This window comes from Aquibium microcysteis, from assembly GCF_014495845.1.
Taxonomy (GTDB): domain Bacteria; phylum Pseudomonadota; class Alphaproteobacteria; order Rhizobiales; family Rhizobiaceae; genus Aquibium; species Aquibium microcysteis.
In genome coordinates this window covers 4,272,256-4,293,882 of record NZ_CP061080.1, presented here as the reverse complement: position 1 = coordinate 4,293,882, position 21,627 = coordinate 4,272,256, and the positions used below count along the sequence as shown (strand labels likewise).

The 21,627-nt window shown below is 63.7% G+C and carries 21 protein-coding genes and 1 tRNA gene; 13 read left to right on the top strand and 9 right to left on the bottom strand.

The features are described from left to right. Positions 1-123 precede the first annotated feature (123 nt). On the bottom strand, positions 124-2,784 hold the full coding sequence (gene cas3 / locus IAI54_RS20115) for a CRISPR-associated helicase Cas3' (protein ID WP_187968880.1): 2,661 nt from the start codon (positions 2,782-2,784) through the stop codon (positions 124-126). A 134-nt stretch (positions 2,785-2,918) separates the two neighbouring features. After that, positions 2,919-3,692 carry an IclR family transcriptional regulator gene (locus IAI54_RS20110; RefSeq protein ID WP_187968879.1) on the bottom strand — a complete coding sequence of 258 codons (774 nt, stop codon included), beginning with the start codon at positions 3,690-3,692 and terminating at the stop codon, positions 2,919-2,921. A gap of 166 nt (positions 3,693-3,858) precedes the next feature. Between IAI54_RS20110 and IAI54_RS20105 the strand changes: the two genes are divergently transcribed. The 9 genes from IAI54_RS20105 (at position 3,859) to IAI54_RS20065 (ending at position 12,629) form a co-directional block, all read left to right on the top strand. Then, positions 3,859-4,875, top strand: coding sequence for a pyridoxal-phosphate dependent enzyme (locus IAI54_RS20105; RefSeq protein WP_187968878.1), 1,017 nt, complete (start codon positions 3,859-3,861; stop codon positions 4,873-4,875). A gap of 59 nt (positions 4,876-4,934) precedes the next feature. After that, entirely contained in the window at positions 4,935-6,539 is a 1,605-nt protein-coding gene (locus tag IAI54_RS20100) for an ABC transporter substrate-binding protein (RefSeq protein WP_187968877.1), read from the top strand. Positions 6,540-6,550: 11 nt separating this feature from the next. Further along, positions 6,551-7,471: an ABC transporter permease gene (locus tag IAI54_RS20095; RefSeq protein WP_187968876.1), complete on the top strand. Its 921-nt coding sequence runs from the start codon at positions 6,551-6,553 to the stop codon at positions 7,469-7,471. Beyond that, positions 7,464-8,312, top strand: coding sequence for an ABC transporter permease (locus IAI54_RS20090; RefSeq protein ID WP_187968875.1), 849 nt, complete (start codon positions 7,464-7,466; stop codon positions 8,310-8,312). Before IAI54_RS20095 ends, IAI54_RS20090 begins: the two co-directional genes overlap by 8 nt. A 10-nt stretch (positions 8,313-8,322) precedes the next feature. Then, positions 8,323-9,441, top strand: a complete 1,119-nt coding sequence (locus IAI54_RS20085; protein ID WP_187968874.1) for an amidohydrolase family protein — start codon at positions 8,323-8,325, stop codon at positions 9,439-9,441. Continuing rightward, complete coding sequence (locus tag IAI54_RS20080; protein ID WP_187968873.1) at positions 9,438-10,433, top strand: ABC transporter ATP-binding protein; 996 nt, start codon at positions 9,438-9,440, stop codon at positions 10,431-10,433. Before IAI54_RS20085 ends, IAI54_RS20080 begins: the two co-directional genes overlap by 4 nt. After that, entirely contained in the window at positions 10,430-11,395 is a 966-nt protein-coding gene (locus IAI54_RS20075; RefSeq protein ID WP_187968872.1) for an ABC transporter ATP-binding protein, read from the top strand. Before IAI54_RS20080 ends, IAI54_RS20075 begins: the two co-directional genes overlap by 4 nt. 52 nt (positions 11,396-11,447) lie before the next feature. Next, positions 11,448-11,942 (top strand): RidA family protein, encoded by a 495-nt coding sequence (locus tag IAI54_RS20070; RefSeq protein ID WP_187968871.1) that lies wholly within the window; start codon positions 11,448-11,450, stop codon positions 11,940-11,942. 231 nt (positions 11,943-12,173) lie between these two features. Beyond that, positions 12,174-12,629 carry a hypothetical protein gene (locus IAI54_RS20065; protein ID WP_210321153.1) on the top strand — a complete coding sequence of 152 codons (456 nt, stop codon included), beginning with the start codon at positions 12,174-12,176 and terminating at the stop codon, positions 12,627-12,629. 1,102 nt (positions 12,630-13,731) lie between these two features. On the opposite strand, the gene IAI54_RS20060 is transcribed toward IAI54_RS20065, so the two are convergent. Continuing rightward, on the bottom strand, positions 13,732-14,502 hold the full coding sequence (locus tag IAI54_RS20060; RefSeq protein ID WP_187968869.1) for a recombinase family protein: 771 nt from the start codon (positions 14,500-14,502) through the stop codon (positions 13,732-13,734). Positions 14,503-15,292: 790 nt separating this feature from the next. After that, positions 15,293-15,523: a hypothetical protein gene (locus tag IAI54_RS20055; protein WP_187968868.1), complete on the bottom strand. Its 231-nt coding sequence runs from the start codon at positions 15,521-15,523 to the stop codon at positions 15,293-15,295. Between the two features lie 172 nt (positions 15,524-15,695). Between IAI54_RS20055 and IAI54_RS20050 the strand changes: the two genes are divergently transcribed. Further along, positions 15,696-16,145: a phage regulatory CII family protein gene (locus tag IAI54_RS20050; RefSeq protein ID WP_187968867.1), complete on the top strand. Its 450-nt coding sequence runs from the start codon at positions 15,696-15,698 to the stop codon at positions 16,143-16,145. Between the two features lie 24 nt (positions 16,146-16,169). Here IAI54_RS20050 and IAI54_RS20045 read toward each other — a convergent pair whose 3' ends face one another. The 4 genes from IAI54_RS20045 to IAI54_RS20030 all read right to left on the bottom strand — a co-directional run bounded on the left by IAI54_RS20045 (position 16,170) and on the right by IAI54_RS20030 (position 18,737). Then, positions 16,170-16,340, bottom strand: a complete 171-nt coding sequence (locus tag IAI54_RS20045; protein ID WP_187968866.1) for a hypothetical protein — start codon at positions 16,338-16,340, stop codon at positions 16,170-16,172. A gap of 2 nt (positions 16,341-16,342) precedes the next feature. Next, positions 16,343-16,747: an XRE family transcriptional regulator gene (locus tag IAI54_RS20040; RefSeq protein WP_187968865.1), complete on the bottom strand. Its 405-nt coding sequence runs from the start codon at positions 16,745-16,747 to the stop codon at positions 16,343-16,345. Positions 16,748-16,925: 178 nt separating this feature from the next. Then, positions 16,926-18,545: a site-specific integrase gene (locus tag IAI54_RS20035; RefSeq protein ID WP_187968864.1), complete on the bottom strand. Its 1,620-nt coding sequence runs from the start codon at positions 18,543-18,545 to the stop codon at positions 16,926-16,928. A gap of 102 nt (positions 18,546-18,647) precedes the next feature. Next, positions 18,648-18,737: transfer RNA gene (locus IAI54_RS20030), tRNA-Ser, on the bottom strand. Between the two features lie 370 nt (positions 18,738-19,107). On the opposite strand from IAI54_RS20030, the gene rplU reads away from it, so the two are divergent. From rplU to IAI54_RS20015, 3 genes are all read left to right on the top strand, one after another. Further along, positions 19,108-19,677, top strand: a complete 570-nt coding sequence (gene rplU / locus IAI54_RS20025; RefSeq protein WP_187968863.1) for a 50S ribosomal protein L21 — start codon at positions 19,108-19,110, stop codon at positions 19,675-19,677. Positions 19,678-19,755: 78 nt separating this feature from the next. Then, positions 19,756-20,025 (top strand): 50S ribosomal protein L27, encoded by a 270-nt coding sequence (gene rpmA, locus IAI54_RS20020; protein WP_187968862.1) that lies wholly within the window; start codon positions 19,756-19,758, stop codon positions 20,023-20,025. A gap of 121 nt (positions 20,026-20,146) precedes the next feature. After that, on the top strand, positions 20,147-20,737 hold the full coding sequence (locus tag IAI54_RS20015; protein WP_187968861.1) for a GNAT family N-acetyltransferase: 591 nt from the start codon (positions 20,147-20,149) through the stop codon (positions 20,735-20,737). Between the two features lie 14 nt (positions 20,738-20,751). Here the strand turns inward: IAI54_RS20015 and IAI54_RS20010 are convergent, their stop codons facing one another. After that, positions 20,752-21,621: an endonuclease/exonuclease/phosphatase family protein gene (locus IAI54_RS20010; RefSeq protein ID WP_187968860.1), complete on the bottom strand. Its 870-nt coding sequence runs from the start codon at positions 21,619-21,621 to the stop codon at positions 20,752-20,754. Positions 21,622-21,627 lie beyond the last annotated feature (6 nt).

Below are 21,627 nucleotides of genomic sequence, written 5' to 3'. Positions count from 1 at the left end.
ACGATACACGAGATCGGATCACTGGACTTTGAGTTTGGAAAGCTTTTCTTCGGTTGCAGTAGAAAATAAGCCGGATCTGTGAATAACGGGCACACACGTCAACCAATGCCCAGTGTGGCCCGACTATCGGGTGCGGTGAAGCCCTGATACATGATCGTAGAGGAGCCGTCCTTCGTCCATCGACAAAAGACGACCAGAGGCATCGACTTCATACAATGGTATCGCGCGCTCCCATTCGGGCCAGTGTGATCGCGCTGTTTCCACGATCGTCTCGTCTGCGGCCTGTGGAAGTGTTCCGCCCTTGCCGCCCCGGAACCAGCTGTCGCGGACGGCGATCTCGCTCAACGCCCAGTTCAAGCCAGCATCGGCGCCGAGCCGCTGGCAGAGCGGGACGAGCGCGTCACCATCACGGCGGCCGAGCCTGACGGTCAGCGACTTTTCGCCCAAGCGGGTGCCGATGTCCTCATCGGCGGACGGTGCGGTCAGGACGCTGTAACCGTCGGACGGCTTGATGACGTTCTGCGACGCAAGGCTACGCTCCCCATGCTTCTCTCCCAACGAGCTTCGGTGCGGCTGACGGAGGGGCTCAGGCAGGTCCGAATCTCCCTGATCGTAGGCGGCCTCGATCAACCGTCGCAGATCCCCGGGCGTGTCGAGCCGTGCCTTGCCGAGCAGATCGCGGGACGTGCGCCACATCACGCCCGGCATCTTGTAGACGAACGAAGCCGGACCGAGCGTCGCCTCCAGCCATGTCGACCCGGTCGCCGCCACGGGCTCTGGTGTCAGCAGGTGAAGGACGGGGCCGAGCAGTGGCCGGTGCACCCGGTCGTGCCGCCACAGCCGGCCGGCGCGCTGGACGATCAGATCGGCTGGCGCAAGGTCAGAGATCATCAGGTCGAAATCGACGTCGAGCGACTGCTCGATCACCTGCGTCGCGACAAGGATCCTGCCGGCACGCTCCCGCTCGCCGCTCGCGCGACCGAACCATGCCTGCACACGGCTCTCGATTCCGAGCCGGTCGTCGACGGTGAACCGGGCGTGGAACAGGTGGCAGCGGGAGGCGTCATGTCCGGCGGCGAGCAGCGCCTCGAAGGTCTCGATCGCTGGATCGACGGCATTGCAGACGATGGCGACCGCCGCTCCGCGCGCCGCCGCATCGAGCGCGAGGCGAATGCCATCGGCGCGGGTCTCGATGCGCGCGATTTCAACGCTGCGCGAGAGCCCCGGATCGCCATCGACGGCGATCTCCTCCAACCCACCGGTCTCGCTCCAGCGGGTCAGCAGTGGATAGGCCGTCGATCGAATCTGCTCGTCGATTGCGCGCATGAATCGAGGATGCATCCCACGCCCAAATGCGAACGCCTTCACGAGTTCAGCTCTGGCCGCACGCCCCAAGGTCGCCGACAACACGATCATCGATCCGCCGAGCCGGGCATGCATTCCCGCCAGCGTCTTCAGCTCCTCACCCATGTAGGCGTCGCAGGCGTGCGCCTCGTCGATGACGAGGATCCGGCCTGCGAGCGCATACTGGCGCATGGTCAGGTGCTTCTTCGGCAGGATCGACAGGAAGGCCTGATCGATCGTGCCGGCTCCCGCGGAGGCGAAGAAGGCCGTCTTGCGGCTGTCGGCGATCCAGGCGTTGAACCAGGACCGAACGCCGGATTGCTCCTCGTCCTCTTGCCCCGCCGCCGCCAGTCGGTCCAGCCTTGCGGCGATGTCAGCCTTGCCATGCGCCAGCACGAGGGACGCCTCGCCGTCGAACAGGCCGCCGAGCGCGGCTTCCAACCGTCCATGCATCGCATTGGCGGTCGCCATGGTCGGCAGCGCGACGAAGAGGCCTTCGCCAAGCCCGGCCGCCATCATGCGGCCGGCGAGCAACAATGCTGCTTCCGTCTTGCCCGATCCCGTGCCGTCCTCGATCACGACGATCTGTGGCTCGCCGGGGACAGTGATCGCGCCGGCTAGTTTCTGCATCGGGCGCGGGCTGCCCGCATGGCCGGAAAGGCGTCTCAACGACGGCAAGGTGGCCGGTCTTGCGGGTCGAAGTCCTTTGCTCTCAAGCGCGGCATCGGCGCGACGAAGCGCCATCGGCCAGTAGTCGACCAACGGGATCGCCGGATCCAGGAACTCGAAGAAGGTCTCATCCGAGCCGACCCAGTCTGCCAGTGTGATCAGTCCGTTCAGGGCGAACGAGAAGCTCTCGGGCCTGTGGATCTCGGGCAGATTCCGGAGATCGTCGAAAAGCGCGACTATTTCCGCTGCCAGCGCCGTCGCTTGTAAGACACATTCTGGGCCGATCTCGGGGTGTCTTTTTGCATCAGCGGCGTCGGCACCGACGAGATCTCCGCCGGGAGCGACACCATGATGGCCCGCGATAGCCGAAATGAGCATGGTTGGCATACCTTGGACGCCGAAGATGGGCGAGATAGCGGCCTTTACATCGTGGGCGTTGAGCAGCAGGGCCGTCGCTTGCCAGTGTCGAAGGGAGCCTGGGAGCGCACTGGGGCTCGCGCCGAGAGCTTCGCTCGGCCAAAGTGCCGGGAAGATGAACTGAAAGCTTTTCGATATCTTGCCGAGATCGTGCAGTGCTGCCGCTAGCGCGCACAACTTCGCATGTTTGTTCGGTGCTAGACCCGATAGTCTCGCTTCCCGTGCAAGGCGGGCCGGGTTAGATTCCAAGTAGCCTATCGCGCATGCCGCTACGTCGAATAGATGATGCGCAACCGGCTTATACGGCCAGTCCGCCCCCGACCGAGACGTTTTTGCCCAAAATGCTCGATGCATATTCGCTGGCCCTGATAATGAGATACCCGCGGCAAGGACCTAATCCTACAATAGGTTTATCGCCGGCAGGCACATTATGCACCGTCGATGTCCAAGGAGAGATGTGTAAAGGTTGTGGCCTCGAACACCGCTGATCACCGCGACGACAGCCGCCTGCCACTCTCCAGCAGCCGCTCTCGAAGGTCCGAGGTCTTGTCTTCCGATAGATCGACTGGCAGCACCAAGCAGATTGTGGCCTCGACCCTGCCGTCGGCGCCGTAAATCGGGGCCGCGAGGCATTGGGTCACCGCGTCTACAAGGCCCTTCGTCAGGCAGAAGCCGTCGCGCCGGGCCTTGTCTATCGCGTCAATGAACGCGTCGATGTCGATGCGTCGACCATCGGGTAGGATCAAGTCCTCGTCAGCGATCAATTCCTCGATCTCGGTGCGGCTGCTTCCGGCTAGCAGCAGCCTGCCCGATGCCGTCCAGGGGATGGGGATCTGGAGACCGACCGCCGAACTGATCCGGAACGGCCTGTTGCCGGGGCGCATGTGCATGATGGTGTAGCGGCCGTTCTGCAGCATGCAGAACTCGCTGGTCTCGCCGGTCTCCTTGGCTAGGCGATCGACCTCCATCCGCGCACGCTTGGCCAGCGAGTTCTCGCGGATGTAGTTCAAGCCGTAGAGATACATCCGCTTGCCGAAGAAGATGCGGCCGTCATCCGGTGAAGTCTCAAGAAGGCCCGCTTCGGTCAGATCGTTGACGAGGGTGTAGGTCGACGAGCGTGGCGCGTTCAGTGCCTTCGCAAGCGCGCCGATACGGATGCCCTCGCCGTGTCCATGGAGGAATTCGAGGATCTGGAGGATCCGGTCGACGCTGCGCTCGCGGCGCTGGGTCGTATCCGTCGTGGCCGGCGAAACTGCGTTCATGGAAAGCTATCTCTTGCGCATTCTGGAGAGGCTGATATTCTGTCTCTAGCACAAGACAAGTGTCTTGTATATTGGACATTTCGGAATACGAAGATCGGCGCGGCGCATCCACCGATCGCGCTGACGCTTTCGAGGCTTGGCTTCGGAAGACAGGAAGGTCGTTGCCATGAGCGAAGCGGCAGTCATGAGCCACCGGCATATCCGCGAGCGTATCGCGACCCTGCCGCGGCTCGACATCGCGCTGAAAAAAACGCCTCTGGAGGAGGCGCGCAACCTGTCGCGGACACTCGGCGGCCCGCGCATCTTCGTCAAGCGCGACGACCTGACCGGGGTGGCGCTCGGCGGCAACAAGCTGCGCAACCTGGAATTCCGTCTCGCCCATGCCATGAAGGACGACCCGGACACCGTCATCGTCGGGCTCGATCTGCAATCCAACTCCGCTCGCCAGACCGTCGGCGCCTGCAACAAGCTCGGCTTGAAGACGATCCTCGTCCTCGAGGGCCGGCGACCCAACAACGTGCAGGGCAATCTGCTCGTCGACTACCTGCTCGGCGCGGATGTGCACTTCGCCGCCGACCAGCGGGAGCAGCGCGCAATGCTCGACAGCCTGGCCGAGGAGGTGCGCGCGAACGGCGGGCGTCCGCACATTCTCAACGACAACCCGATGTTCGACGTCGCCTCGGCCGTCGCCTACCTGGAGGTGGCGCTGGAAGTGATCGAACAGCTCGCGGCGCGCGAACTCGAGCCGGATTGTTTCTACATGTCGTCCAGCGGCAAGGGTTCGGCTGGCATCATGCTGGCGAAGAAGCTTCTCGGCGCCGATTTCACCATGCAGGCGATCTGCGCCACCGCCGAGTTCGACCTGCCCTCTCGCACCGCCAGAATCGCCAACGAGACGATCGCGGCCCTCAAGCTAGATATCGCAGTCACCGAGGATGAGGTGGTCAACACCGATGCTTTCGTGGGCAAGGGCTACGGAATTCCAAGCGAGGCCGGCGACGAGGCCGTGCGGCTCTTCGCGCGCACCGAAGGCATCATTCTCGATCCGATCTACACCGGCAAGGCGGCCGCCGGCATGATCGCGCATATCCGCGAGTGCCGCTTCAAGCCCGACGACGTGGTGGTCTTCGTGCACACCGGCGGCACGCCGGCAATCTTCACATGGAACGAAATTTGGGTCTGACGCGGCGGAGTATTCGCTGCGCCTGAAAGTAGTCGACACAAGAAAATGGGAGAAACGACATGAAACGCAGGCATTTCCTCACGGGCGCGGCAGGCGCCGCCCTCCTATCGACGCTGCCGGTCGGCTCGATCCGCGCCTTCGCGCAGAGCGCGTCCGGCGTGATCACCTACGGCCAGAGCACGGCCGTGCTGACGCTCGATCCCGCGCACGGCGCCTTTACCGGCTATCCGGGCGGCTACGAGGCGGCGCTGCTGCTGTTCGATCGCCTTCTCGACTTTGACGCCGACATGAAGATCGTGCCCCAACTCGCCGAGGCCTTCACGATGAGCGCCGACCTTCAGTCCTGCGAAATCAAGCTTCGCAGTGGTGTCACCTTCCATGACGGCACGCCCTGCGACGCGGCCGCGATCAAGTTCAACATCGAGCGGATGATGAACAAGGAGATCAACACCACCAACCGGCCGCTCTGGAACCCGATCTCCGGGGCCGAGGTGGTCGACGAGACCACCGTGGTTATCCGCGCCTCGGCGCCGTTCGCACAGCTTCCGAATACGCTCGCGCATGGCTCCGGCGCCATCGTCTCGCCGGCGGCTATCGAGAAGTTCGGCGAAGATGGGTTCGCCAAGAATCCGGTCGGCGCCGGCCCCTATATGGTCGAGGCTTTCAATTCCGGGCAGGAACTGACGCTGAAGGCGTTCGATGGATATTGGGGCGGGAAGCCCGGCGCATCCGGGGTCGTCTTCAAGTTCATCGCCGAGCCCGCGACGCGCATCAACGCCATCACCACCGGCGCCGTCGACGTCATCGACTCGGTTCCGGTGCAGCTCGTCAGCCAGCTCGAGGGCAACGCCGACGTCGAGGTGGTTCGCAAGCCGGGCCTGCGGCCGATCGGCCTTGCGATGAATCTCACGCGGCCGGCGCTCGCGGACGTCAAGGTTAGGAAGGCGCTGAACCTCGCCGTGCCGGTCGCCACCATCGCGGAGAAGGTGTTCTTCGGCTTTGCCAAGGCGCCGGACTCTCCGCTGGCCTTCGATGCGATCGGCCACAAGTCGGTCGGCGAGACCGCGTTCGATCAGGAGCAGGCCAAGGCGCTGCTGGCCGAGGCAGGCTATACTGCCGGTTCCGATGGCATGCTCGCCAAGGACGGCGCCCAGCTCACCCTCTCGCTGTTCGCACCGGAGGGTCTGTTCCCAGGCGACGTCTCGGTCGCGGAGATCGTGGCGGCTTCGCTCAAGCAGGTCGGCGTCGACGTCCAGATCAACAAGATCGAGAAGGGCGCCTACTGGGATCACCTCCGCCAGGACAAGGCGAACCTCGCCTGGGACCTCGCGATGTTCGGCTTCAATCCGTCGAACGCGTCGGGCACCTACCACCTGGCCTCGCTGTTCAAGTCCAATGCGGATGACGACGCCAAGCCGGATGTCTGGAACATAGGGCGCTATCGCAACGCCGAGGTTGATCAGTTGCTCTCCGTCGCCGACAGCGCTCCGGAGGAGGCGGCGCGCATGGAAGCGCTCGGCAAGGCGCAGGAGCTCGTCTGGGCTGACGCACCCTATCTGTGGCTGCAGATCAACGAGAACGTTTCCGCGGTTCGCAAGTCCGTGGCCGGCGTGAGCGTGATGCCGATCGTCTTCACTAACCTGCGCAACGCGGCCAAGGCCTGAAGCGCATTGTGATGATCGGGTTCCTAGCCAAGCGCTTCGCGACCATTCCGCTGGTGGTGCTCGGCGTCGTCACGATCCTGTTTGTCATCTTCAAGTCGGTTCCCGGCGACGAGGCTGCCTTCGTCGCCGGGGCCACGGCTACCCAGGCCGAGATCGAGGCCGTGCGTGTGCAGCTTGGCCTCGATCGGCCGCTTCTCGAGCAATACGCAAAACACGTCTCCGGGCTGGTGGTCGGCGACTTCGGCTACTCGACCACGTTCCGGGGCAATCCGCTGCCGCACATTCTATACCGGCTGCCGGCGACCCTGGCGCTGGCCAGCGCGGCGATCCTGCTCACGATTGCCATCGGCATTCCCGCCGGCGTCGTGGCTGCAGCCTACCGCAACAGGCTGCCCGACTACCTGATCTCGCTCTCGGTGGTCGGGCTGCTGGCGATTCCCAACTTCTGGCTGGGCATGATCCTGATCGCCTGGCTGTCCGTCGGCATGGGCTTGCTGCCGAGCTTCGGTGCCAGCGGCCCGGCTTCGCTCGTCATTCCGACGCTCGCGCTCGCGGCGCGGCTGATTGCCCTTCTGGCGCGAATGACTCGCGGCGTCGTCATCGAGGAACTGCGCAAGGACTATGTGCGCACCGCGCGCGCCAAGGGTCTATCCAAGGGGCTGGCGTTGCGTCGCCACGTGCTGCGCAATGTCATGATCCCCACCGTCACCGTGATCGGCCTTCAGGCCGGATATCTGCTCGGCGGATCGGTGGTCATCGAGCGGCTGTTCGCCTGGCCGGGCATCGGCGACCTGCTGCTGACGGCGGTGTCCGTGCGCGACTATACGCTGGTCCAGGCGATCGTCCTGATCTTCGTCGTGTCGTTCCTCGTCATCAACATCGCGGTCGAGGTGATCTACCGCTTCGTCAACCCGAGGCTGCGTTATGCCTGAGGCCGTTGTCCGCCGCAGGCGCCGTGGGGCGCGCCGCATCAATCTCTTCCTCTGGCTGGGCGCCACGCTGCTTGCCGCCTTCGCGGCGCTCGCCATCCTCGGCGAACGGATCGCGCCCTATGATCCGACGGCCCAGGATCTGTTCGCAATGCTGGAGGCGCCGTCTGAGGCGCATCTGCTTGGCACCGACAATGTCGGCCGCGACATCCTCTCGCGCCTTATCGTCGGAACCCGGTTCACCCTCTCGATCGCGCTCGCCTCGGTCTTCTTCGCCGGGATCGGCGGCATCGCGCTCGGCTCGGTCGCTGGCTATTTCGGCGGGCTGACCGATCGCATCGTCACCGGCATCATCGACCTGCTTCTTACGGTGCCCAACATCGTGCTGGCGATCGCGATCGCCTCCGTCGCCGGCGCGTCGGCGACCGGGCTCACCATCGCCATCACCGCAAGCTTCATCCCGCCCCTGGCAAGGCTAGTGCGTGGCCGCGTGATCGAGCTGCGCGAGGAGGATTTCGTGGCCGCGGCCATCACCGTCGGCATGGGCCATACGCGCATCCTGCTGCGGCACATCCTCCCGAACGCCGCCACGGTCATCATCATCGAACTCAGCCTCAATGCCGGCCAGGCCGTGCTGATCGGCTCGGCGCTCGGCTTTCTCGGCCTTGGCGTCCAGCCGCCGGCGCCGGAATGGGGCACCATGCTGGGCGCGAGTCGCGAATACCTGACCATCGCGCCGCATCTCGTGATCGCGCCCGGCGTCGCGATCTCGCTGCTCGTGCTCGCCTTCAACGCCTTCGGCGACGGGCTGCGCGACGTCTTCGACCCTGCCTCGAGAAACTGACGGACTAACCATGGACTACGGCATCATCGACTGTCACGCCCACATCTTTCCGCCCGCAGCGACGGCCGCCGGCTTTGCCGACGTGGCGTCGCATCTCCTGCACCAGCAGCGATCCATGCACGTGCATGGCAACCAGCCCTATCGCCGGATGAGCGACCGCTCTCTCGTGACGGAGCGGCCCTTGTGGGATCCGGCCGACCCTTCTCCGGCCGGCCGCCGGGACGTCAACTTCCGGGTCGGGACGCATGGCCGCTACGAGTGGACCGTCGATGGCGAGGACCAGTATGTCCAGTTCCTCGCGCCATGGATGAGCAATCTCGAGATGTCCGCCGAGACCCTGCTCGCCTACATGGACTATGCCGGCGTGGCGACCGCGGTGCTCCAGAACGAGCATATCTACGGCAATCTCGCGGAGGACTTCGCGACCGCCACGAAGGAGCATCCGGGCCGTTTCATTGGCTTGGCCCAGGTCGAGGAGGCCTTCGCCTACACCGACGTCGAACTCGAGCGCCTCAACGACGAGATCGGGCGATTGGGCATGGCGGGCTTCTACTTCACGACGACGGGCATGTTCCGCAGCGGTTACAGGCCGATACACTCCGATCCGGCCTACGATCCCTACTGGTCGCTCGTGGAGCGGAGCGGCTTGCCGGTATTCTGGGTCCAGTCGGGCAACTCGCCGGTGGGGACCTACGAAGACGAGATGCGGCACCTGGCTCGCATCGTCGATCGCTTTCCCGGCATTCGGCACGTCCTGGTCCATGGCGTGCCGACGGCTCTCTATTGCGACGACAACGACCGGCTGACGCTGCCTCCGGTCCTGGATACGCTTCTCACCGAGGCGCCGGTCTCGGCCGAGATCCTCTATCCGATCGCCTGGGGTGGGCGGCAGGAGTATCCCTATCCGCGGGCGCATGGCCACATTCGCCAGTTGCTCGACCGGTTCGGGGCAGGGCGCTTCCTGTGGGGCTCGGACGCGCCCAACGTCGACCGCTACTGCACCTACGCGGAGTCGCTGACCTATTTCACGCGATACAGCGACTACCTGTCGGACGCCGATCGCCGGGCGATCCTGCGCGACAACGCGGTGGCGCTGTTCCCGGCTCTCCGCCAGCCGACCGACCCATGACAGCGCCGCTTCTCTCCGTCCAGGGACTGACCGTGGAGCTCTGCACCGCCGAGCGCAGCTTTGAGGCGGTCAGCGACATCTCCTTCGACGTCTCGCGCAACGAGGTGCTGGCGCTGGTCGGCGAATCCGGTTCCGGCAAGAGCATGACGGCGCTGGCCATCATGCGGCTTCTGCCGGAGCCGGTCGCCGAGATCGTCTCGGGAAAGATCCTGTTCGGTGACGTCGATCTTGCAGGCGCCAGCGAGGCGCGCCTCATGGACATCAGGGGCAACCGGATCGGTCTGATCTTCCAGGAGCCGATGACCTCGCTCAATCCTTCGATCCGTGTGGGGCCGCAGGTCGCGGAGGTGTTGCGCCTTCACAAGGGGCTCAGTGCGGCGGCTGCACGCAAGCGCGTCGAAGAACTGTTCGAACTGGTGCGGATTCCCGACCCAAGGCGGCGGTATGACGACTATCCGCACCAGATGTCGGGCGGAATGCGCCAGCGCGTGGTGATCGCCCTGGCGCTCGCCTGCGATCCCGACGTGCTGATCGCGGACGAGCCGACCACGGCGCTCGACGTGACGACGCAGGCGCAGATCCTTGAGACGTTCAGCGACCTCCAGGCTTCCGTCGGCGCCGCAACGATTCTGATCACGCACGACCTCGCGGTGGTGGCCGAGACCGCCGATCGTGTCGCGGTCATGTATGCCGGCCGGATCGTCGAGGAGGCGACCACCGGGCAACTCTTCGTTTCCCCGCGCCACCCATACACGAACGGCTTGCTTGGCTCGATTCCGCGGATCGAGGGCGCGGAAGGCGCCACGACATCTCAGCCGCTAACCGAGATTCCAGGTGTCGTTCCCGCGCTTTGGGCGTTGCCTCCGGGGTGTGCGTTCGCGCCACGCTGCCCTCGCGCCCGTGATCGTTGCTCGCGCGACCGGCCGCCTCTCGCCGAGATGACGCCGGGCCACCGTGCAGCCTGCTGGTATCCGGTGGAGGTGGAGCAATGACCGCGCTGCTCGACGTCAGGAACATATCCAAGCGCTTCACCGTCCCTCGCGGCATGAGCGGCCGTCCGGCGACGGTGTTTGCGGTAGACGACGTCTCGCTTTCGATCGCGCCCGGCGAGACGCTCGGCCTCGTGGGCGAGAGCGGCTGCGGCAAGTCGACGGTTGGCAAGATGATCGTGCGGCTTCTCGAACCCGACGAGGGCCAGGTCCTGCTCGACGGTGTCGACATCACCCACGTCTCGCACCGTGCCATGCGGCCGATGCGACGCAAGGTGCAGATGATCTTCCAGGATCCGAACGGCTCGCTCGACCCGCGCCAGCGCGCGGGCGACATCGTCGAGGAGCCGCTGATCGTCCACGGACTCGGTAGCGCTTCGGAACGCAGGGCCAGAGTGGCCGACCTGTTTGCTCGCGTCGGTCTTCGGCCCGACCAGATGTCCAACGTGCCGTCGAAGTTCTCGGGCGGCCAGCGACAGCGGCTCGCGATCGCCCGGGCGCTGGCGTTGAACCCCTCGCTGATCGTCGCCGACGAGCCGGTCTCCGCGCTCGATGTGTCGATCCAGGCGCAGGTCGTCAACCTGATGGCCGACATCCGGAGGGAGTTCGGGCTCGCCTACCTGTTTGTCGCCCATGATCTCGGCATCGTCCAGCACATCAGCGACCGGGTCGCGGTTATGTATCTGGGCCGGATCGTCGAAATCGGCCAAACGGCCGCGGTCTATAATCGCCCGAGCCATCCTTACACCCGCACGTTGATGGACGCGGTGCCGCGGCCGGATCCCGCGCGCCGGCACGCCCGCACAAAGGTGCCGCGCGGCGAGGTGCCGAGCCCGCTCGATCCTCCGTCCGGCTGCACTTTCCATCCGCGCTGCCCGATCGCGACCGACATCTGTCGGGCCGAGCGTCCCGCTCTGCGCCCCGTCACCTCCGGCGCCGAGGCTGCCTGCCACTATGCCGACTGACCGGCCCCGAGGCGGGATCTGTTGGCACCGAACATCTTGACTGGAGCGTTGCATGACTATCGCTGATCGCCAGGACCCCGCCGAGGCTTCGCCCGAGGACCGGCTCGCCCGGCTCGGCATCGTGCTCCCGCCGCCCCCGCCGCCGATCGCGAATTTCCTGACGCACGTCCGCGAGGGCAACCTCATCTTCCTGTCCGGCCAGGGGCCGCGGGAGGCGAATGGCTACCTACACACCGGCAAGGTGGGCGCAGGCGTCACCGTCGACGAAGCCTATGCCCACGCATGGTTGACCGGCATCAATTTGCTGTCCGTCCTGCACGACGTGCTCGGCGACCTCGGACGGATCAAGCGGATCGTGAAGCTGCTCGGCATGGTCAACGCCGTGCCGGAATTCGGCGACCACCCGGCCGTCATCAACGGCTGCTCCGATCTTTTCGTGAAGGTGCTGGGCGATTGTGGCGAGCACGCGCGCTCCGCCGTCGGCGTCGGTTCCCTGCCGGGAAACATCACGGTCGAGATCGAGGCGGTAGTCGCGGTCTGCGACTAGATCGGGCGACGCCGTGCGACCCTCTTGGAAATGCAGTCCCGTTTCAAGGAACGGATCGTGCGCGAGCGCCGGAGTTCGATCTCGGACGCTACACCCTTTGGGCTGTGATCAACCGGATGGATGTTAAAGTGGTTGGACTACCGTTCGCTGTGGTCAGATAGCCGTATCTACCAACCCGCCTTCAACCGAGTGTGCATAATGCCGACAAGGGTCCGAGATAAAGCCTATTACATGAAACGCCTCCAGAGGGAGCATCCGGTGATCTTCGCCGATCTGAAGGCCGGCAACTATCGATCCGACCGTGAGGCGTTGATCGCAGCAGGCCTGCGAAAGGCGTCGAGCAGGCTTCAGGACATGAAGAACGCGTGGGCCAAAGCCACCGACAAGGAGCGCATGGACTTTATCAACTGGATCAAGAGGTCGGGGCGCGTATCAGTAGCGTCATCAGCACCAGCGACGTCCACCCCGATCGTCGATGCGGACCACCGGCTGTCGCCTGCTTCATCTGCTAGGATCACGAACATCATTAAGAAGCGCGGCATCACGCCCGGAGACATGATGCGGGAAATGGGCCTTCCAAGTCTCGACCAGTCTGTCGCACGAGCACTCAGAAACGGTTACAAGCTGCGTGCGGATGTCGTCAACGAACTGACGAAGTGGATCCAGGCGAACAGAAGCCACTGGTAGCCATAGCTATCGGCGAGCATGTGATTGGATCAAGATTCGGCCGTAGTTCGAGGGTTCTCGCGCGCATTCCGCAGCGAAAGCCTCTTCTGCTCGCGGCGGTCTATGCTGATGGCCTCGCGCACGGCTCTTTGCCACCGGCGTGCGGGACCGTAGCCTGACCTTGTCGAGGAGACCGCGGCGGGCTATCTTTGAACCTGTAGCAGGACCGAGGCATTCGCGCCCCGACTCCTTTCCTTAGATGACCACGTTGACCCGGAGGTAGACTTGCCAGCCTCTCCGGGTCTTCGTGTCTCTGACGGGATGCTCGATGCCATCAGCCGCATCTCGACAACTCTCACCGACCATATCCGCGTCGGCAGGCGTCCGAAGCGCCATGTGCGGCCGGAGGTGACCGAGGCGGGCATTCTCGCGTTGAGCACGGGGCAGAGGCTTGTCGTCCAACGCGCGTTGCCACTGCCTCCATCCCGGCGTGCGTCAGGTCATGGGGACGACGTGGTAGATCTGCGCGCGTCCACTCGGAGCCCGAAGACGGATCAGCAGGCCGGATCGATATCCGCAACGGTTTCGCTTTTCGCCGACCAGTAAAGCTCGACGACTGCGACAGGTGCCAAGCCGACGCTTGGCTGGCGTCACTCTGATCGCGGCCGGTGCAGCGGCGTGGGCGCCTTGGCGCCATCGGGCGTGCGGGATCAACGGATAATTGGCGACCGGACGGGTATCGGTGATTTCTCCAGCAATCCGGTGGCCGGTGCATCACCACAAGTCGAGCGTTCGGATCGAGGGCCTACTCCCCATACCAGCTCAGGAGCTTGCTGACCACGCGCCTTGGATCCTGCGGCCGGATAGGTATTGACGCGTGGAAGACGCCAACCGCCACGACCCCTGCCGCCGGTCCAGACGTGCGGGTATCCTGCATCGTCGGCGGCCGGCGCTCGACCGTCCGCACGCATGGAAATGGCATTTTTGCCGCTCAATCGACAACCTGACGTAAACCTGATTCCCGCCATCAGGGTCGAACAGATACCGTGGCTCAGCTGAGTGGATGCCCCACGTTCCGAGCATGGCCAACTCGCAGCCCGTGACAACCGAAAGGTTGACTTTGTCAAAAGCGACCGAAGTTCGGGTTCCGGCGGTAGGTCTCGTTCTCGTCCAGAATTCGCGGCTTGTCCTTTCGAGCCTCCAGATGACGTTTGGCACTGGCGAGCGGACGACGAATAGCGCTGAGCGTCCACGGCCTGCCCCTGCCGGTGAGGATCGAGCGGTCGTTCAGGAGATCTACAACGTCAGCAGCGGTGAGCGTGCTCCAGTTGTCGACCTCCTCCAGGGCGTCGGCGATCTCCACGGCCTTGTCCTCGGCGCGCTCCTTGTTCCGTGCAGCACCGACCTTCTGCACCTCGGAGATGTTGGGGTTGCCCAGCTTTACGCCCTGACGCTTCTTTTCGGCCAGTGCCTCCCTGGTGCGCTTAGAGATCATATCCCGTTCGTGCTGGGCACGAGCAGCCCTGCTTAGGATCATCGACAAATCCTCCAATCGTCCTTCGGTCGCGGAGAATACGTCGATGCCCTCCTCGATCATGATCCTCGTGGTCGTGCTCGTGTTCCTGGAAAGCCGGTCGAACTCTGATACGATGATGGGTATTCCGCGTGCCCTTGCGATCGCGATTGCCTGCTGGAGTCCGGGTCGTTTCTCGAGGTTCCTCTCTCCCGCGCCGGAGGCCGTATCGGAAAAATGACCGATGATCTTGTAGCCGAGGACATCAGCGCAGGCTTTGATCGCGTGCCTTTGGCCATCAAGGCCGATCCCGCGGTCGCCCTGAGCCTTGGTGGACACACGCGTGTAGGAGACGGCGGGCTGCGGCTGTTGTCGGTTCATCTGCTGGCTCTCGGTAAGGGTGAGGCCAAGAGATAGGAAGCATGAGGTGTATGTGCAAGAGTGTATGATGGGTTCATCAGTTGCTTAGCATGCGCAACACTATAGGGACCGATGGCAAGGGTCTGTTTTGATGACGGATTTGGAAGCCCGTCACATCCACGAGCATCTCATGTCACGAGTTGTGCCTCAATCGCGTATGGGCGGTTTGGTCCCCGGACAGTGTCGGCCCCAGGCTGCATCCCCCTCAGCAATCACGCCATGGTCTAGGACTTCGCTCGGGCAGGGGACACCTTGGTTCCTAGCCCCGGCACCAGGCAGGGCGGCGTGGCGAGTTCGGGACTGGCATTGTCAGACATGCCGGTAACCGGTGGCCCTGGTCTGCTCGTTCCAACCAATCGGGGGGAGCGTCATCATGCACACCAGCCCCTCGGAACGCCATCGGCATCGATGAGGATGTTGCCGCAGGCTGGGCCGGCGAACTGCGAGACGAGCGCCTTGGATCCGAATTCCGCAACCGTTTCGGATATCGACGCGAGGTCGTGCTCGGCGCCTCCCGTGGAAGGATGATTGCTCAGTGGAGCGTGCCTGTATCTGCAAGGGGAAATGCCGTCGCGGCGATCGCTTTGCACCTGTGTGATCGCGCGCTCTGCTGATGGATGGCCGCGCTCGAGATCGAGCCGTTGCCATGTCCGTCTCGCGCATGGTGCGTGGGCATTTGGGGAAGGGGAGAATGGGGCTGTCCAAACCCGGACAGCCCCTGGCGACGTCCCAGACGAACACACCGTAGCGTTCAGCCGTCGGACGAATGTTCGATCGCATATACGATGGCGAAGCCACCGCCGACGATCGCCGCGCACCAGAAGAACAGCTCGGCGCTTCCTTCCACTCCGGCGAACATGGCGAAGAAGGCGGCGATGCCCACCAGCATGGCAAGTGTCATCGGGATGATGAAGAGGGCGGCGAGGCCGGCTTCATGGAAGGCGATCCCCACGGGGACAAGGGCGATGAGGGCATAGATCATGGCAAACCTCCTGTTGGTGTGTCTCCGCTGAAGATCTATGTTTCGAGGTGCCTCACGTCGCTCAAATCGGACCCTTCGTTTTGATCCGCGACCGTCCCATGCGCCCTTGACGTCCGAGATGAGGAAAGCATGATCCGGGTGGTGGGTATGCCGGTTCGGCTTGGGGATCTTGATGACGACGACTATCAGTCTGGATCGCGGCCGCTCTTTCGCGCAAATCGTCTACCAGGTCCTCGTGGTGGAGAAGGTCGTGTCGCTCGAGCAGGCGGCCGGTGCGCTGGGAATGGGGTATGACGCGCTCTATGCCCGCATCATCGGCCGAACCCTGTTCACCGCCGACGAAATTGCCGCGCTCATTGCCTGCGTGCCTGATCCGCGGCTGATCGGATACCTGCTCCGCCACAGCAACTTCGTCGCGGTCGAGCGCGTCGATGGCCGGCTCGACGATGCCGAGCAGGGCATCATCCGGGCGACGCACCGCATCCTCATCGAGGCGGCGTGCGTTCTGGAGACCGTCGATGCTGCTCTCCAGGATAAGCGCATCGAACATCGCGAAGCCATCGAGAGCCAGGTGGAGATCGACATTGCTGAACGCGCTTCTTCCGCGGGACGAGCCCTCTGACGCGCCGCCCTGTCGAGTTCCGCCCTACGTCCTGAACACCTGCCGCAGCGCCTGCGTCCGGGCCAAGGTCGGGGCCGGGTCGGGATCATGGGAAGCCAGCCGGATGACCTCGATCCAGTAGCGCTCGTTCTCGGTGATGGGCCTGTTAATGCGCTCAACCAGACCGTCGAGCGAGGTGATGGTCAGATCAGGCATGATCACTTCCCGAAGATGGCACGCAGGGCTGCGCGGGCGCGCTGCGTGAACCGAGGGTCGGAGCCGTTCGAAGCGTCGCGCAATTCCTTGAGCCACACGACCTCGTTCTCGGTTACGATGGTGCCGACGATCTCGTTGATCGCGCTGACGGTCATGCTGCCGCCGAGCTGCTCGAGGGCGAGCATGAAGAGGAACCTCATGTCGCATTCCAGCGCCTTGGCGAGGGCAGGGACCCGGTCGATGGGGACCTTGGTCGTGCCGGTCTTCAGCATCGAAAGGATGTTGGGCGTCCTGAATCCCGCCTGGACGGCGATCTCCTTCTGGGATTTCCTCGGGCTGAGCTCGAGGATGCGGCGGTCGAGAAACTCGGCGAGGCGAGAATCCTGGTAAGGCTTTCCGAACTTCATCTTGCATTGCTCCTGCGACTGATGAATATCAGTATAGCAAAAGAATAACGGATGTTGTTGGAATAGAAATAAACCTTATAACCTCCGTGCCGACGTCAGTAAAACTCAAATGGCAAGTCCGCGACGGCTGACCTCCACGTTGAGCGCCGAATTTGTATTTCCCAGGATCAGTCTGTATTTAAAGGCATACCTCGGGAAAAGATATACGGTTAAGTGCATTCGCCATAGCGTTGATCATTGTTGTATTTGCATCATCGATATAAATACCGCCCACTGATTGATCTTTGTGGCCAGTGATCAAATCCGAAACGTCTCGGTTAACACCATATCTTGCTAAGGCTGTCTTAAGGGTGTGCCGGAACGAGTGGAAAACCTTGCGGGGGTCTTCAATGCCGACTTCAGATCGATAACTGCGCAAGAACCAACGATTGATCTTGTCCTCGGGCTCCCAGTCCGGGAAGAGCCTCGTCTGACCGCCATTTCTCAGTCGCTCGACGTAGCGCAAGAAACCTCGGTCGATCAGGTGCTTGTGGATGGGGACCAGCCGCTTTGAATGCTGGTTCTTGGAGGCTAGTGCGAGCATGATGACGGGAACGTCTTGCTCCTCGTATATGTCACACAGCCGAATACGCGCGATCTCCGAAGACGATCTTGCGCCGGTGAACAACGCCAGGAGCAGCGCCCACTGCTTGGTCCCATACGTGTCTGCGCGAAATAATTCTGAACCGAAGATTCGCTTTAGGTCATCCTGATTGAACGGCACTCTTGAAGGCTCTTTGAAGCCGTTTCCTTCATCGACCCGGACGCCGTGGGCCGGATTGGCATCGATATGTCCGTTGTTGGACGCCCAGCGTAGAATAGTGCTCATATGAGACAGCCACTTCATGTTGATGGTGGCAGGATCCAACATCGGATAAGGCTTGGTGCGCTTCGCGTTCGCCTTAATAGCTTGCGGCAGCGTAAGTCCGGGAAAACGCAAGGCATATCGGCTCGGAGTCTGGAGCAACGCCTGCTTGTAAGCGAGCATGTCGGCTCGCGTTATCGAGCGAACTGGAACGGCACCTCCGATGAATTCTTCGAACATGCGAACCGCTACCTTATGCTCCTCGATCGTTCGCCTGGCGAGCGACCTGTTTCCAGCCGTTCGTTCTTTGTGGAAGGCGATCAGAACGTCAGCTAGGGAAATGCCAGTGGTGTGTTTTTCGGACTTGCTGACGGGCTCAGGGTCGATCTCTGCTTCGACCGACTTGAGAGGTTCGCTTTTTGGTGACGGAAGCGCTATCTCAAACTTGTCGCGCGCATGTATAGCCTCGGTGACGTCAAGCTCGACCTTCGCCAGCAGCTTTATCAGTTCTGGGCGAGACATGTCCGTCTTGACGCCGGCCGTGACCATCTTGTTCAGTAATTCATCGACCCAGACCTCGGCATTCTCGCCGGTAACATGGCCAGATGCTATTAATCTCAGCTGGGTGGCCATAATCGAGGTGGAGCCGTGATTGAGGCCGATCACCATATCCTGCCCGAGTTCCATTCGCGCCCGATCATCTTCGTCGAGTTGCTCTTGAAAGTAGGACTTGGCGATGCTGCTCAGCTTGGGTTTGCGGGCCTCAGCCTTCTCACGAGCTTCCTCAAGCTGTGCGAGGAAACCTGCGATCACTCCGTGGGCGCGGCGTTCGGCGAGTATCTTGTCAGGGCCGAGCTTCTCGCTGAGTTCCCGTTTCCCGACGACTGCTCGGAGTTCGATCGGAACGATGACGCGAACGACATACCTACCGCGAACGAAATGAACGTATTTCACCGCCGCCTTGACCTGCTTTGTAGCACCATTTGTCGCAGGGTTTGTAGCAGAAGCCCTTGAGATGCAAGGGATTCCTTAAAGGGCAACGGCTTGGAAGCTGTATGGCGGAGAGGGGGGGATTCGAACCCCCGATACCCTTGCGAGTATGCCGCATTTCGAGTGCGGTGCATTCGACCACTCTGCCACCTCTCCGCGGGCCCGTGGGCGCCATTCGGGCGCGGCGCACAGATAGCGAAGGGACGGCTCGGATACAAGGCCTATTTCGTACCGGAAGAGAGGCTGCCTTGACTTTGCGTCGCCTCTCCATTAACGGGACACGACTTCCGGCGTGGGTCATTCCGCGCCGGTCGTCGTTTGGGCGCCCCGGATCGGCGGCACCCGGATCGGGCGTCCGTCTCCTCCCGTCGTTCGAGGGGCGCGGCAGTCCCTCCGGGATCCGTGGTCGCGGCGTCCGGACCGGAAGCCGTTCGGACGCCGCTGGCGGAACGAACACCCTCAACGACTGATAAAAAGACGGCCGGGCGCCCTGCGTTCAGGCCGGACCGAACACGAAAGGTTCACAATGTTCGCAGTCATCAAGACCGGCGGGAAGCAGTACCGCGTCGCCGCCGACGACACCATCACCATCGAGCGCATCGCCGGCGACGTCGGCGAGATCGTCACCATCGGCCATGTGCTGGCCTTCGGCGAAGGCGAGAACGTCACCATCGGCGCGCCCTTCGTGGACGGCGCCTCGGTCGCCGCCGAAGTGGTGGAACAGGGCCGTGCGCCCACCGTCATCGCCTTCAAGAAGCGCCGCCGCCAGAATTCGCGCCGCAAGCGCGGCCATCGCCAGCTGCTCACCACCGTGCGGATCTCCGAGATCCTGACGAACGGTGCCGCTCCGTCGAAGGCAGCCGCGGCCAAGCCCGCCCCGCTGTTCACCGCGCCGGAGGGTGCGGCCGACGACCTGACGAAGATCAAGGGCATCGGCCCGGTCGCCGCGCGCCAGCTCAAGGAGCAGGGCATCACCACCTTCGCGCAGATCGCCGCGCTGTCGGACGAGGACGTGGCGAAGATCGACGCGAACATGCCCTTCAGCGCCGACCAGATCGCGGACTGGCGCGGGCAGGCCAAGGAACTGGCGAACTAAGCGGCGCCCGGTTGAAACCGGGCGCGTTTGCGCCCATAAGTCATTCGAAGCGCCCAGGCGGCGCAAAGGAGTAGAAAAATGGCACACAAGAAAGCCGGCGGTTCCTCGCGCAACGGTCGCGATTCGGAGTCCAAGCGCCTTGGCGTGAAGAAGTTCGGCGGCGAGGCCGTTCTCGCCGGCAACATCATCATCCGTCAGCGCGGCACCAAGTGGCATCCCGGCACCAATGTCGGCATCGGCAAGGATCACACGCTGTTCGCCCTCGAGGCCGGCGCCGTCGCCTTCCAGAAGAAAGCCAATGGACGAACCTACGTGTCGGTAAACCCGATGCAGGAAGCCGCGGAGTAGCCGATATCCGCACCACCAACATCGGCGCCCCATCTCGGGAACCGGTGTCTGGACAGTCCAGAATGGGATCAGGGGAGATGGGCCGCCATCTCCCCTTTTTCATTCACCCGAGGACTGACCCATGGTTGCCGAGAAGGAAGACGTCGAAGACGAAAGTCTGCGCATAGACTGCCCGGTCGTCGTGACCGAGAGGCTGGTGCTGCGCCCGCCCCACGCCGACGACGTCGCGGAACTGGCCGAACTCGCCAACGACCGCGGCGTGGCCGAGATGCTCGGCCGCATGCCGCATCCCTATGGCGAGGCCGAGGCGCGCGCCTTCATCGCCGGGGCACGCCAGCGCCGCAGCGGCGGCTGCGTCTACGCCATCACCAACTCCGACAACGGCGCCTTCATCGGCTGCATCGGGCTCGACGCCCGGGTGCACGGGCTGGAGCTCGGCTACTGGATCGGCCGGCCCTACTGGGGCCGCGGCTACGCCACCGAGTCGGCGCATGCCGCCGTCGACCTCGCCTTCCGGGCGACGCGCATCGAGGCGCTGCACGTGTCGTGCCGGGTGACCAACGCTGCCTCGCGGCGCGTCATCCACAAGTGCGGCTTCCAGTATTCCGGCCAGGGCATGCTGGATTCCCTGGTGGCCGGGCAGGTGCCGGTGGAGCGCTACCGGCTCGACCGGCGCACCTGGGTCAGCCTGCGCAGCTGGGGCCAGATCTGACGATGGCCGCGCGGCTAGTCCAGTTCCAGCCAGACGGGACGGTGGTCGGAGCCGACCGCCGTCGCGTCGACGGTGCAGGACGTCACGCGCGGGGCGAGCGAGGCGTGGACGAAATGGTAGTCGAGGCAGCGCTGGCGCGTCCGGTCGTCCGGGCGGCGCGGATCGATCCAGGTGATGCGCCCGGCCGGGTCTCCCGCCACGAGCGTCGCGGCGTCGACGAGGAGATCGGCGCGCCGCGCCAGGCCGAACTCGACGTCGGGAATGCCGGTGATCTGCCGGTACTCCTCCCGGCCGGGCTCCAGGTTGAAGTCGCCCATCAGGACGAAGCCTTCCGGATGCGGCGGCTCGGGAAAGCGCAGCTCCGACGTGCCTGTCAGCGCGCCGCCCTCGCGGGCGTAGCCGAGCGCCTTTTCCACCAGGAACCGCATCTGCGCCATGCGCTCCACCGGGCTGGTGTGGTCGAGATGCACGGAATAGGCGCGCAGCGGGCCGAAAGGCGTGGCCACCATGGCCTCGAGCGCGCCGCGCTGCAGGTTGAGCCGGTCGTAGGTGCGCATGCGCGGCAGCAGATGGTTGCGCCACGACAGGATCGGCGTCTTCGACAGGATCATGTTGCCGAACTCGAAATGCCGGCTCACGGCCCTGCCGTTCTCGACCGCCGAGCCCATGTCGACGCCGAACGGCGCGCCGAAGACCGCGAAGTAGTCGGGCAGCAGCCCGGCCAGTTCGGCCACCATGTCGCGGCCGGCGTTCTGCGGATTGTTGCGCGAGACCTCCTGCAGGGCGATCAGGTCGGCCCCGCGCACCGCATCGGCGATGCGGGCGAGATCGTAGTTTCCGTCGAGCCCGATGCCGTACTGGATGTTGTAGGTGACGCATTTCATCGTTTA